Below are 13,999 nucleotides of genomic sequence, written 5' to 3' on the forward strand. Positions count from 1 at the left end.
ATCTAAATTTCAGAAATTTACAGCCTATAGAGCTAGTTTATCTTACTTTATTTTTTGGAGAAAGTGTTAAAATTTTGGTTTAGTTTTTTTCATAAAGTTTACCATAACAGAGTCGGGCATTAATTTTTTCGTAGAAAAGAATCGAGCGTTCATACTTTTGTATTCATCAAAGCGCCCATTTACCTTTTTAAAAAGTGTGGCATCCTCATTATCTTCTTCCTCTAAATTATGTAGGCTAAATAATTGCTTTTCATGTATGAAATACTTGTCGTATACAAAATCAATAAGCTGATTCTTACTCTGCATCATAGGAATTCCTGCTTTACTTACCTCAGAATCCGGTGAGAAACCTCGTCCTACCCACGTTACAGTAGAAGGTGTCTGTATTTGGTAATTCTTCCTATAAAAAGCCAAAATAGAAGGCGTGATATCAAAATGACTGACTATTTTATGGAAACGTTTAGACTCTTTTAATAATGGAGAATATATTAACAATGGGACATGGTATCGATCTATTTTAGTTTCTAATGTAATTTCCGGCATACTATGGTCTCCTGTAATCACAAATATCGTATTATTAAAATCTGATCGTTTATTATAATTTTCAAAAAAGCCTTTCAATGCATCATCTGCATTAAGAACAGAAATTAATTGATCTTTTTGCTCTGATGCCCATTTTTTTTGTTCTGCTGATAATATATTGGAAGCAAGTCTTTGATTATATAACTTTTCATAATGCTCCTTGTTATTAATTAAAAATGGATTATGGGTAGATAATGTAAGAATTATATTAAAATAAGGTGTTCTCTGAACTTTTTGTACCTCCAACATTTTTTTTAAAACAGCCTGGTCTTCATATCCCCAACTTTCCCCATTTTTTGCCGGAAGTTTAAGATAAGGTGGTGCATATGAAGCTTGGTCTATGATATTATCTACTTTACTATATTCTAAAAACTCTTTATATCTATCAAATAAAATATGTCCTCCGTAATAAAAGCCGGTTTCAAATCCATTTGCTTTCAATACATTATAAAGATTGAAGTTATCTGGTGTTTCTTCGATTTCTAAAAATCCATTCTTTCCAAATGGTAAAGATCCCGTAATGGACGGCAATGCTCCAAATGTTCTTCCCGCAGAGCTTAAATGATTTTCCCAATACAGACTTTTTCCTGCTAAAGAATCCAGAAAAGGGGTAAAATTACCAATATACCCATTAGGCGAAGTATATGCATGTCCAAAACCTTCTAATACAACAAAAACAAGATTGGGCACTTGTTCAGATGGCATAAAATAATTCCCTAAAAAATCTTGGGTAGTTTCTTTTCTCCAAAAAGGAAATGCCTCATTCAGCATTTCAGTATTCTTAGCAAAGCTCTCATCTCCTCCCAGTAATTTATTTATTTCAGGATGTTCACTAATAAAATTATCCACATTAGAATTAAAGAAATAGTCCCATTTACTTTTTGCGGCATTCTGATCAAACTCATTAGCAGAAGATAACCCTTTAGTATTTAAAATACTTTTAGGAATAAATAAAGCAATTAGGCCAATACATAAAAATATTACCCCCATATAAAGAGACTTAAAGGTAGATTTACCTATTAACCAAAAAGGAATAAAGGAAACCGTAATCAAAATCCCCATTAAAGCAAAATTTTTAAAACTAAGCATTCCACTGGCCTGTAAAATCTGCTTCATTTCATCTTTACTGTAGTATAAGAGATCAGCTCCTAATACATTATGGGTTTCAGAAAAATAAAGGAATAAAACATATTGTAAAACAACCACTAATAGACCTAACAGAATGGCTAATATTTTTGCCCATCCCTCTTGTATAAAATTAACGATCAAATAAATAATTCCAATCCCAAATATAAGCCTGCATATAAATATCAGATTTCCCAATAAAAGACTCTGCACAATAATTGAACTATGAAAGTCTGAAAAATTATATCGATACCATAACCATTCTGCAATAACACCTAGGGAAAAAAGAGTGAAGAACACTAATGCAAAAGCACCATATCTACCGATATGAAATTTAAGTATAGCCCATATTCTCTTTTTCCAAGGTAAATTCTGATTACTTTGGTTAAATCCCTGTCTTGTCATTTCACCCCAACTGTGAGATTTTTTGAAGTAATCTATAAATCCTTTAACCCCAGCTTTTACTACAATAATATGAAAGTAGAAAGGTTCTAAAAATGCAGTTCCAATTAAGGTAAGAAAATCTTTTCGTTTCGTATATACCTGATGGCTCATAAGGTCTACCAATATTCCATAAATAGAAAAAAGAAACCCTGTAGAAATCACCAAAGCACATAGAATAACAAAAAACTGCCAATTAATAATTCCTAAAAATAAAAAAACAATGAAAACAATATAACCAAAGAACTCTACTAGCGGACCCAAAAATTCAAAAAAGAACCAATAAGGAAGACTAATCATTCCTAATTTTCTATACTTAGGATTAAACATCATTTTTCGATGTTTCCAAAGTGTTTCTATCGTCCCCCTCATCCATCTGTTTCGTTGCTTCTTAAGAATATCTTTAGACTCCGGCACTTCTGTCCAACATAAAGGATCGGGGATCGTAAGGACATCGTAAGGCTCATTCTTTTCCTCCATATACTTTCGCATACGCACCACCAATTCCATATCCTCTCCTACCGTATTTCTATCATATCCTCCACATTCTAATACAATTTTTCGGTCAAAAACCCCAAAAGCACCTGATATTAAAATCAATCCCGAGGCCCTTGACCAAGCCATGCGCCCTAATACAAACGCTCTTATATACTCCAAGGCCTGTGTTTTACCTAATAGTGTTTTAGGCATATTAACACTTACAACCTTTCCATTTTCAATAAGGCAATTATTGGCCAAACGAATAACCCCTCCACATGCAATAATTTTTTTTTCAGTTTGTTGTAAAAAAGGTTTTGCCAATTTTAGAATAGCATCTTGTTCAAGAATACAGTCTACATCAATACAAACTAGATATTCTCCGGAAGAAATATTGACCCCTACATTTAGAGCATCTGCTTTCCCTCCATTTTCTTTATCAACGACAATCAGTTTTTTAAATGCCGGATCTTTACTTTTATAAACTCCTTTTACATTTTTTGTTTCTATTTTCCCTTGCACAAAAAAAGATACAGATTCCAAATCATAAGCTTCAATCAATCTCTGTATTGAATCATCTTTACTCCCATCATTGACAATAATGATCTCTAAATTATGATAGTAAAGAGATAATAAGGATCTTACATTTTCTACAATGGTCATCCCTTCATTATACGCAGGAGCTATAAGACTAAAAACCGGAGCATTGGGATTGGATGCAATGATACTATAATCGGTAAAGATGTTTTCTTTTTTATACCTTATTACCGCCCCTAATGCATAGATACCTACCCATCCATAAATAATTGCTACAGCAAGGCCATATAGTAAAAATAACCATATGACTACTTCATAAACAATATGCGAAAACTCTAACATACTTTTTCCTGCAATGCGTATTTAATGATTTGAATTAATTCTTCTGATAAAGATTCATCTTTGACCATTTCTAATAAATATTCTTGATGCCCTAATGAAAAAAGAGCTTCAGCTGCACCAACCTTTATACCTATATGAGGGTTTTCCCATAATTCCTTTTTTAAGAAGCTAATACAACATTGGTCTTTAGAAATTTTCATTGCTTTGAGAATTTCAAGCTGTATTTCCACTTCTTGAGTGGGATAAACCTCAACCAGATATTGAATTGTTGAAGCATTTTCTAAAGAGAGTAAAGTTTGTACGACTTGTATTTTTACTTCAACAGAAGGGTGATCGAGTAGCTTGTCAATGACAGAATAAAAAGACAATATTTGAAATTTTCTCAATAATCGCAGAGTGAAAATAACAACTGAATCATTGGTACTTTCAAGCCACCTTTCCATATCATCATAATGATTTTCAGGAATATCAGAAATAGAAAGTAGTAAGCGTAATTGTTGCCATTCTGAGATTTTAGTGGTTGTGGTATCTAAAAAAAACAACCCCTCAAAACCCTTAAAATATACCATCGCATATTGAGCCTCCTGATATACCTGAGCAAAGGGAAATGTTAAAAACGAAGAAATTTTTGGAACCGCCTTTTTCACATTCATGGCTGTAAGTTCCTGTATACCTCCGGAAACTAAATATACATTTTTCTTGTCCAGTTTTTTAAATGCCTCATTTTCTAACTTATATTCTTGGAATAAATCCCTTATTTTATCTTTTGCAACACCCGAAAACTTTCTTTCCGAATTGATTAATTTCGTCAAAAAAAGATTTCTAAATGAAGAGTCATGGGAAAATGCAGAAAAAGTGTCATTAGAAGGTAAATCCTCCTTATCATACACAATAATTTCCAGGATTTTCTTATTAATAATTTCTGACCATTTAAAAATCCGAACAGATTCTGTATATTGGGAGAAGCCATAAGAAAGTACTATTATGATCAATAGTAATACTAATGATAGCATTCCTAAAAAAGCTAGAAATAGAAAATGAACAGAAGCGATAAAAATTAATATCATTATCTCTAATTAGTAGTAAATCTTTTAATTCTTAACATCAATTCGTTGGGACTAAAAGGTTTCACTATAAAATCAGATGCTCCTAGATCAAAAGCATTAAGTATCACCTCTTCCTGTCCCATACTTGAAAGCATAATAACCGGAATTTTTTTATTCATAGATTTAATAGCCGAAAGGATCTCAATACCCGATGCAAAAGGCATCATAATATCAGTGATGGCAATATCTACGTCTTCCTTTTGCAAGGTATCAATAGCATCTTTACCATTCCGTGTTAAAATTACCTCATGGCCTTCTTTTAATAATTTATGTTCTATTGTTTTTAAAATCAGTTCGTCATCTTCTGCGATTAAAATCAACATAATTTATTCTTTTTTAGTTTTCTAATTTTTTTATCAGGTGTAAACCTCTCGATATTTCACTTATTATTTCCTCCTGCATTGAGCAATAATCATTGTTCTCATCAATTTTAGTCTCCCAATTTGCAGCATATTCTACCAATTTGAGGAGACCGGCAGTACCCGCAGTACCCTTGAGCTTATGTAAGATAGCCTTTACGTCCCCTGATTTTTTTTCTATCACTGCCTCTTTCAATTTCTTTTCAGATTCAGTAAGCTCTTTGATGACTAAATTTAAGAATATTTTTCTAAAATCACCATCATCATCTCCAACATATTCGTCAATAATGTTAACATCAAGATATTTTTCAACTTCAAGGTCATTTTCAGACTCCTTATCGCTACTGTGACTCACATATTTTTTCAACATATCCGAGAGATCAGCTAGCCTTAAAGGTTTAGGTAAAAAATCGTTCATTCCTGCATCTAAACATTTTTCCTTTTCACCTAGTACATTTCCTGCAGTAACTCCAATAATAGGAATATCAGTATATGTATGTAATAAACGTATTTGTTTTGTTGCTTCAATTCCATCCATTACTGGCATTTGGACATCCATCAATACAACATCAAAAACTTTTTCTTTACATTGTTCCAAAGCTTCAAGACCATTTACGGCTTCTGTTAAACTCGCATCTGGCATTAGTGATCTCATCATTTTACTGTTAAGAATCATATTAACCTGATTATCATCTACTAATAAAACCTGAAGTGAAGATGCAAATTCTGTTTCTGAAGTTTCTGGTAATACAATTTTTTGTTCACTTTCTTTTTCAGTAGGTTTTGAAACCCGCCTCAACGCTCTATATAATTCTTCTGATTTTATAGGTTTTAGTAAAAAATAGGATTTTTCTTCCTTACGGAAAGAATTAATTACATCATGTTCTTCTGAAGAAGTATGAAGAACAATAAGCGGTTGATTTTCAGATTGCTGACTAAATAACTCTTTAATTTTATCTATTGTTTCCAATCCAGAAATAACCGGCATATGATAATCCATCAAAATAACATCAAAACGTTCTCCTTTCATTAGAATTTGGAGTGCTTCCATACCGTTAGCTGCTAGCATGGAATCGATATTTTTATAGGCTAACATATGCTGGAGAATAATTCTATTATTCTCATTATCATCTACGATCAGTACTCTATTTATTTTTAAATCTTCTTCTTCAATTTCCCCCATTTCATAAGGAACTTGAATATCAAAGTAAAAAACAGAACCTTTTCCCAATTCACTATTTAGCGAGAGGCCACTTCCCATATACTTCAAAATATTATTTGAAATAGTAAGTCCCAAACCTGTCCCCCCATATCGTTTACTGATAGAACTATTTTCTTGAGTGAAAGCATCAAAAATATACTGCTGCTTTTCTACAGGAATTCCTATTCCCGTATCTCTTACTGAAAATCGCAAACATATATTTTTATCATCCATCTCAAGCTTCTCAACTTTAAGCTCGATTTCTCCTTTCTCAGTGAACTTCACAGCATTTCCCAAAAGATTAATCAACACTTGCTTCAGCCTCGATTCATCTATCCAAACTGTTTTTGGTAAACCTTGTTCAACATTTAAAAGTAATTCAATATTTTTTGCTTGAGATTGATAGAGTATCACATTGATAACTTGGCTTACCATGTTATACATATCTGATTTCTCAACAAAAATTTCCATCTTACCCGATTCTATTTTAGAAAAATCAAGAATATCATTAATAATATTGAGCAAATTCTCTCCAGATTCATTAATATAATTCAGATATTGAGATTGCATCTCACTAAGTGGTGTTTTTAATAAAAGATCAGAAAATCCTATCACCCCATTGAGTGGTGTACGAATTTCATGGCTCATGTTGGCTAAGAATTCTGATTTGGCTTTGCTGGCAATATCCGCCATATCTTTTGCCTTCTTCAGCTCTTCATTTATTTTCACAGATTCGGTAATGTTTTGTACGGAAACAATAATACCACCGATAGTTTCCTCTGAAAGGTACCAAGGTCTGACTTCTACATTATAATGCTGTAACCCTCCTTTATTAGAGACTTCAATAGCAAAATCTTCATTTTTATAAGATTTCCCCCTTAGAGCATCCAAATAAATTTTCCTTCTATCATTCGGAACATTTGGAGAAATCACAAACATATTTTGTCCTACAATTTCAGCAGCATTCACCCCAAATTCATCATTCCAACTATTACTTACTGATAAATAATTAAGGTGTTTATCGAACATGGCAACAGCAGTAGGAACATGCCTGATAAACGATTGTAGCATTGCTTCTTTAGTAGCTAGTTCAAGATAAATAGTTTTAAACGCATCAATGTCCTGAATAATCCCAAAAATCTTAGTACATACCCCATTTTCAAATTCCGGTATTCCCTTTACCCTTACCCAAATAACAGCTCCATCAGTACGTACTAGTTGAAACTCACCATCATAAGGAACTCCTTCCTGTAAAGCCTTTTCTAATAGAACTTCCATTCTTTCTTTATCCTCTCCTTGATAAAAATCCAGAGCATTTTCAAGGTTGGGCTCAAAGTCCTTATCTACTTTATGAATATCTCTTGTCGACTGCGACCAAAATAGTGTATTGTTTTTAAGATTCACCTCCCATCCTCCTACTTGAGCCACCATACTTGTTTGCTCCAACATTTTTTTGGCATACACCAAATCTCTTTCTAACAACATCCTTTCAGTCATATTCAGAGAAGTACTAATGACATACGGCTCTCCTTCCTCATTCGTTTCTACCATATTGTGGTACATCCAATACATTTCCTCACCTTCTTTGGTTTTGAGTACCATCATTCCAATATCTTCTTTATTTTCTGCGATTTTTTGTAAGTATTGATCAAGTAAAGGCCAATTTTTTTTAGGAACAAGATCTCTTAAGTTCAATCCATCAATCTCATCAGCCTCATAATGCAACGTTTCCCGTCCTTTTTGATTCACATCGAGAATATTCCCTTCCATATCATGCATACTCATCAAGCCGATCGCATTTTCAAAAAAGCTTCTAAACCTGCGTTCAGAAATCTCCAACTTAAGTTTTTCTTCAATCAAACTGGTAATATTGATTCCAAAACAAAAAATTTCGTTATTATTTTGATTCCGTTTTAGATACCATTCAATAATAACCTTAGTAGAAGAATCAACCTTTGTTGTGGTTGTAAATGTGCTATCTTCATCTATTTCAGAAAAGTTTTCCGTGATTTGTTTCAATTCCTGATTATGAACTCCTAAAAGAGTCAAAAAATGTTGATTATATGCTTTGTTTTTTCCAATTTTTAAGGTCTTCTCAAAACTTGGATTAGTATCTTTAAGATAAAACTCATTGTCTACAACACAAATCAAATTGTTAGATATAGTAAATGTTTGTTCAAAATATTCTGCTTGAATATTCTTCCTTTTACTCATCAATATTTTTGTAACTGTAGCCCCTATTCTCTGTAAAGTGCTTATTTGATAGTCAGATAACGTTTTAGGCACAAAATCAATCACACAAAGCGTTCCTAATGCTAACCCTTCATCGTCTATTAAAGGAACTCCTGCATAAAAACGAATACCTCCATCTTTAATTATTTGATTATTAAAAGACCTTTCATCTAGCAAAGTATCATTAATCACTACCATATCTCCACTTGCAATGGCATATTGACATACCGTATCTTTTCGGTCTACATAATCCAATGCCAGACCTACACAACTCTGAATAACTTGGGTCTCTCTTTCCATCATAGCAATAAGAGAGGCCGGACAATCAGCAACCAAGCAGGCTATTTCTGCAAATACATCAAACTGCGGATCTTTTCCTAGGTTCAAAAGATCAAGAAATTCTATTTTTTTGAGTCTCTCATCTTCATTATCAGGAATAGGAAATTTACTCATATATCAAAAGTATTTAGTAATTAACATTTTCCGATAAACAGAAAATAATTATCAACATATGCATTTATCAACCCTCATTTCAATTGTGATAAATATCAATAATAAATGAAATAAAAGTTAATTAAATACACATGCGAGCAAGTTACAAATTAATTTGTACAGAATTATAGAAAATTTAAGAATAAAATAATTTTATGTATATATGAAAAAATAGTAGACTCAATTGCAATTATTTAATGTCAATTAAAAAAAATAACCACATTTATATATGAGAATACCACCTTAAAATAAGGTTATTTTTTATACTTAAAAAAGTATGAGATATGATTAGAGATTGTTTATAAATTTTGCGGAGGTTTCCAATACCAATCCAGGTACTTCTTTATGAGGTGTATGGCCTATATTGGGAATAATATATTTTTCTACAGTTCCACTCACCTGAGAAATAGTTTTTTCAACCTGCTCTAAAGTTCCATATTCATCGTTCTCTCCCTGAATAAATAACAATGGGGAAGTAATATTTTTCAGAAGATATTCAATATTCCAACTTTTAAAGTTATCACTCAGCCAAATTTCTGTCCATGCCTTAACAATCATTGATACTTTATCAAAATGATATTTTTGCAACCGTTCTGCAAGATTTGTTGTATTATATGCTACAAGAGCATCTTTAACCCCTTTTACAGTAATATCCTCCACAAAAATATGTCCGGCTTCACATATTATTGCCTTTATTTTTTCAGAATATTTTGAAGCCATAATTAATGCAATCGTTCCCCCATCACTATGGCCAAAAAGAATTGCCTCTTTTATATTTAATGTTTCTAACAAATCGTTTAGCAAATCGGCTTCCAATTCCATATAATTATTTTCCCTCAGAGAAGTGGGCATAGGATATGATTTTCCGTACCCTAAACGGTCATATACTAAAATATTACATTCAGTAGCTTTCGCAAGCTGTATCGGAAAATCTCTCCAAAGCTGAACGCAACCTAAAGAATCATGCAAAAAGACAATTGTTGGCCTATCTTTAAATGAATCATCATATTCTATGTATAACTTTTGACCTTTTACATCAATAGTTTTTCTTTTCATTATCCCTGTTCAATTATAATTTAGGTATTTTAGTATCTTCAAATTCTTTCAATAAATTATCGAAAACTTTTTCTACAGGAAGTATTTCATCAATCAACGCCGAAACCTGCCCAATTTCTAATTCACCTTCTTCCATATCTCCTTCAAACATTCCTTTTTTTGCTCTTGCTCTTCCTAAAGAAGCGATTAAAGACTCCTTATTTCTACCTATATTATAAATATCTTCAAGTTCATTAAAAAATTTATTTTTAACCATTCTTACAGGTGCTAATTCTTTCAATGTTAAATGAGTATCGCCTTCTTGAAGTTCCGTTATTTTTTTCTTCCAATTATTGTGAGCACTCGCTTCAGCAGTTGCCGCAAAACGTGATCCAATTTGTACTCCATCAGCTCCTAATATCATTGCCGCCTTCATCTGAGAACCAAGAGCAATTCCCCCCGCTGCAATCAATGGTTTCGAAATATGTTTTTTTACATTTGGAATCAAACAAAATGTCGTTGTTTCATCTCTTCCATTATGGCCTCCTGCTTCAAAACCTTCTGCCACAATAGCATCAACTCCTGCATCTTCACATTTCATTGCAAACTTTGTAGAAGATACAACATGAACAACTTTCAACCCCTCTTTTTGTAATGTTTCTGTATATGTTTTAGGGTTTCCTGCCGATGTGAAAACAATTTTCACCCCTTCTTCTAAAATAATCTGAATAACTTCATCCAAATTCGGATACAGCATAGGAACATTCACCCCAAAAGGTTTATTGGTAGCTTGTTTGCATTTTTGGATATTTTCCCTTAAAACATCTGGATACATGCTTCCTGCGCCAATCAAACCTAATCCACCGCAATTAGAAACTGCGGAAGCAAGCCTCCAACCGGAATGCCATATCATTCCTGCTTGAATAATTGGATATTGTATCGTAAAGAGTTCTGTGATCCTGTTTTGATCCTGTGTCATATTATGAAGCTTTTTTGCTGAATTAAAATCTATAAAATTACCCATGCCGTAAAAATACTAAAAAAACTATGGAGCTTATCTATAAAAAAACCTTCAGAAATTCTGAAGGTTTTTTTCTATTTTTTGATTGATTCTTTTTTCCAATTTCCTTTGAAATTACATGAATCATAACGTCCGTCTATTGATATAAAAGTAGTGGGAAGTTTTGAGTTGACAAACTTTTCAATCGTCTCACTTTTCTTTTTATTCAGAGCCATTTGTTTGATTCTATCATAATCCGTCTCCAATGTGATTTGATGAGAAGGAATGACATCATCAATTTTAATAATTTTCAGAACTTTTCTTCTATTATCTTCATCATCAAAAGCAGCTGTAATATCTCCTTTATTTAGCCCTGCTAATTCATAGGTTATATTTCCCGGAATACTTTCTCTTTCAATTTTATCAGAACCATCTGCTCCGGCAATCACACCACTATTAAACTTCGTCTTTTTATCATCAGAAAACTTAAATGCAGCATCTTTGAAAGTAATTTTTTCATCAATAATTAATGCTCTAATGCTATCTAATCTTTTTTTACCTGTAGCAATTTCTTCATCCGTAGGAGTTGCTTTTAAAAGAATATGTCTTGCATCATACATTTTTCCAGTCTTTTTAACCAGTTGAATAATATGATAACCAAATTCAGACTCAATAGGATCAGAAATCTCACCTTCTTGAAGGTTCAATGCTGCAGCCTCAAAAGGTTTTACCATCTGTCCTTTATTAATATTCTTATACAACCCTCCATTGGACGCAGATCCTTCATCTTCAGAATAAATTCTCGCCTGGCTTTCAAAGCTCTCACCTCCTTGAATATCTTGCTTTATTTTCTTCAATTTATTGATCAATTCATCTTTATGAGCCTCAGTAAGCTTAGGATAAGTCATAATCTGTGCTATAGAAACCTCGTCTTTAATCTGAGGAAGTTGCATTTTATACATATTGTAAAAATCAGTTACCTCATTCGGCGTAACGTCTGCTTTCTCTGTAATCCTCTGATATTTAGACTGTCCATAATACTGATCATTATCTATTTTTTCAATAGCATTTTTCATTTCATAACCCGTTCTAAATTTATAAGCTGCCAACATTGCTTTTTCATCAGGAAACTGTGAAAGTAATTGCTGATATTTAGCATTCGCACCTTCTTTTATCTGGGCAGAACGGTTTTCAATTAATGTATCTTTTTTAGCTTCATAAACAAGAAGTTTATTATTGATAAGATTCTCTAAGAACTCACATTTATCAGTATTAGAGGCTCCCTGCTGTTTTGCATAATTCATCTGTTCATCAACATCAGATTCCAGCACAATCTCATTACCTATTACAGCAGCAATACCATCCACCAAATCTCCCTGTTTTAGCTGAGCTTTCATCATATTTCCAGAAAATATCATTATAAAAACGCCAAAAAGAAAAGTGATTTTTAATTTATTTACCATTTTACTATTTTAAACAAGTTGCAAATTTAGAATTCTTAATGAATTACATTCCATTTTTTATTATAAATATTTCTTAAAAAGAATTATTTACTGTAATTCTACATCAAAAGTTGTTAATTCTTTGAATTGTCTTAATCTACTGAACATATCCGATTCATTTACTTCTTCGATCCTTTCTGTTCCAAATTTTTCTACCGTGAATGATGCCATTGCAGATCCTACAATAAGAGCTGATTTCATAGTTTCAAAATCAAATTTTCCTTTCTTAGCAAGATAAGCAGCAAAGCCACCGGCAAATGTATCTCCTGCTCCCGTCGGATCAAATACATCTTCCAAAGGAAGTGCAGGAATGGCAAATACATTATTATCATGGAATAAGAGAGCACCATGCTCACCTTTCTTGATAATTACATATTTAGGCCCCATAGTATGAATTTTCTTAGCGGCTTTTACTAAAGAATATTCTCCTGAAAGCTGTCTTGCTTCTTCATCATTAATGGTAATTACATCTGTTTTCGCAATCATTTCCATTAAAATATCCCAAGCTGTATTCATCCAGAAATTCATCGTATCCAAAATAACTAATTTAGGACGATTATTCATTTTTTCAAGAACTGATAACTGAACGCCAGGATGTAAATTCCCTAATACTAATATCTCTGCATCCTGCATAGAATTAGGAATCTTAGGATCAAAGTTTTCCAATACATTAACTTCTGTGGCTAATGTATCTCTTGTATTCAGATCGTTATGATATTTTCCTGCCCAAAAGAATGTTTTCCCTTCTTTTACAATTTCAATTCCTTCAATATTTACCCCTCTGTTTGTAAACATATCTAGATGTTCTTGTGGAAAATCACCTCCCACTACAGAAACTATTCCCGATTTTACACCTAAAATAGATGAAGTGATACCAATATAAGTAGCTGCTCCTCCTAAAATTTTATCTGTTTTCCCAAATGGTGTTTCAATTGCATCGAATGCAACACTTCCTACAACTAAAAGTTTCATATTTTTTTTCAAAGTATATTATAAAAACGAATTAATTTTTCCATTCAAACGTATCAAGCAAATGCTTCATATCATTTTTAATATAGTTTACTGCCGGTGCCAAAGAATCCGGCTTTGGTCTTGAGTTAAAGTATAAATAAGCAGTCACAAAATGTTTTGTACTGTCCGTAATATAAAATTGAAGATTAGAAGCAGTCTGCCCCTTAAGTTCATAAAAGTTTCCGTATACTTTTTTTTCAGGATATTCAAAGGATTTTGTATCAATTGAACTTGCTTTAATGGTATGTTCGTAAACCATTTTTTCAGCTTCCTTTATATGATCATTAAAATCATTCATAATTGGATAATAGGTCACAAATATTTTCGCCTTCATTTTCGGATAATTAAGATAAAACCAACATGCTTTTTTGGCATCTGTGATGGTCGCAAAATTTGAATATTCGAAAGTATATGCACAGTTATTTTCAAACTTTTGATATTTTGGAGTCGGATATTCCAACCTAAGCTCACCATAAGGTTTAGGAATAGGATCTTTCCCACAAGATAACAGGAGCAAGAATACAAAAATAAAAATGATGTTTTTAATCATTTTGCAA

9 protein-coding genes are annotated in these 13,999 nt (G+C 32.4%); all 9 read right to left on the reverse strand.

What is annotated here, in order from left to right; all coding sequences use genetic code 11:
* Nucleotides 1–66: 66 nt before the first annotated feature.
* The 9 genes from CHRY9293_RS04415 to gldD all read right to left on the reverse strand — a co-directional run bounded on the left by CHRY9293_RS04415 (nucleotide 67) and on the right by gldD (nucleotide 13,992).
* Nucleotides 67–3,504, reverse strand: a complete 3,438-nt coding sequence (locus CHRY9293_RS04415) for a sulfatase-like hydrolase/transferase (protein WP_162031780.1) — start codon at nucleotides 3,502–3,504, stop codon at nucleotides 67–69.
* Nucleotides 3,498–4,571: a HEAT repeat domain-containing protein gene (locus CHRY9293_RS04420; RefSeq protein ID WP_162031781.1), complete on the reverse strand. Its 1,074-nt coding sequence runs from the start codon at nucleotides 4,569–4,571 to the stop codon at nucleotides 3,498–3,500. Before CHRY9293_RS04420 ends, CHRY9293_RS04415 begins: the two co-directional genes overlap by 7 nt.
* A 5-nt stretch (nucleotides 4,572–4,576) precedes the next feature.
* Complete coding sequence (locus CHRY9293_RS04425; protein ID WP_122547889.1) at nucleotides 4,577–4,933, reverse strand: response regulator transcription factor; 357 nt, start codon at nucleotides 4,931–4,933, stop codon at nucleotides 4,577–4,579.
* Between the two features lie 13 nt (nucleotides 4,934–4,946).
* A complete protein-coding gene (locus CHRY9293_RS04430) occupies nucleotides 4,947–8,855 on the reverse strand; it encodes a response regulator (protein WP_162031782.1) in 3,909 nt (1,302 codons plus the stop codon).
* A 327-nt stretch (nucleotides 8,856–9,182) separates the two neighbouring features.
* On the reverse strand, nucleotides 9,183–9,950 hold the full coding sequence (locus tag CHRY9293_RS04435; RefSeq protein ID WP_162031783.1) for an alpha/beta fold hydrolase: 768 nt from the start codon (nucleotides 9,948–9,950) through the stop codon (nucleotides 9,183–9,185).
* A gap of 13 nt (nucleotides 9,951–9,963) precedes the next feature.
* Nucleotides 9,964–10,908, reverse strand: coding sequence for an NAD(P)H-dependent flavin oxidoreductase (locus CHRY9293_RS04440; protein ID WP_162031784.1), 945 nt, complete (start codon nucleotides 10,906–10,908; stop codon nucleotides 9,964–9,966).
* A 116-nt stretch (nucleotides 10,909–11,024) separates the two neighbouring features.
* Nucleotides 11,025–12,392: a peptidylprolyl isomerase gene (locus CHRY9293_RS04445; RefSeq protein WP_162031785.1), complete on the reverse strand. Its 1,368-nt coding sequence runs from the start codon at nucleotides 12,390–12,392 to the stop codon at nucleotides 11,025–11,027.
* Between the two features lie 87 nt (nucleotides 12,393–12,479).
* Nucleotides 12,480–13,403, reverse strand: a complete 924-nt coding sequence (locus CHRY9293_RS04450) for a PfkB family carbohydrate kinase (protein ID WP_162031786.1) — start codon at nucleotides 13,401–13,403, stop codon at nucleotides 12,480–12,482.
* 31 nt (nucleotides 13,404–13,434) lie between these two features.
* Nucleotides 13,435–13,992 (reverse strand): gliding motility lipoprotein GldD, encoded by a 558-nt coding sequence (gene gldD, locus CHRY9293_RS04455; RefSeq protein ID WP_122547894.1) that lies wholly within the window; start codon nucleotides 13,990–13,992, stop codon nucleotides 13,435–13,437.
* Nucleotides 13,993–13,999: the final 7 nt, after the last annotated feature.

Origin of the sequence: Chryseobacterium potabilaquae (assembly GCF_902728265.1) — a bacterium.
In the GTDB taxonomy this organism is placed as follows: domain Bacteria; phylum Bacteroidota; class Bacteroidia; order Flavobacteriales; family Weeksellaceae; genus Chryseobacterium; species Chryseobacterium potabilaquae.

What these genes read in the sequence shown, in the direction of transcription:
- CHRY9293_RS04435 (WP_162031783.1), bottom strand. Translation starts at nt 9,950, where the DNA reads ATGAAAAGAAAAACTATTGATGTAAAAGGTCAAAAGTTATACATAGAA.
- CHRY9293_RS04440 (WP_162031784.1), bottom strand. Translation starts at nt 10,908, where the DNA reads ATGACACAGGATCAAAACAGGATCACAGAACTCTTTACGATACAATAT.
- CHRY9293_RS04450 (WP_162031786.1), bottom strand. Translation starts at nt 13,403, where the DNA reads ATGAAACTTTTAGTTGTAGGAAGTGTTGCATTCGATGCAATTGAAACA.
- CHRY9293_RS04425 (WP_122547889.1), bottom strand. Translation starts at nt 4,933, where the DNA reads ATGTTGATTTTAATCGCAGAAGATGACGAACTGATTTTAAAAACAATA.
- CHRY9293_RS04445 (WP_162031785.1), bottom strand. Translation starts at nt 12,392, where the DNA reads ATGGTAAATAAATTAAAAATCACTTTTCTTTTTGGCGTTTTTATAATG.
- CHRY9293_RS04415 (WP_162031780.1), bottom strand. Translation starts at nt 3,504, where the DNA reads ATGTTAGAGTTTTCGCATATTGTTTATGAAGTAGTCATATGGTTATTT.
- CHRY9293_RS04420 (WP_162031781.1), bottom strand. Translation starts at nt 4,571, where the DNA reads ATGATATTAATTTTTATCGCTTCTGTTCATTTTCTATTTCTAGCTTTT.
- CHRY9293_RS04430 (WP_162031782.1), bottom strand. Translation starts at nt 8,855, where the DNA reads ATGAGTAAATTTCCTATTCCTGATAATGAAGATGAGAGACTCAAAAAA.
- gldD (WP_122547894.1), bottom strand. Translation starts at nt 13,992, where the DNA reads ATGATTAAAAACATCATTTTTATTTTTGTATTCTTGCTCCTGTTATCT.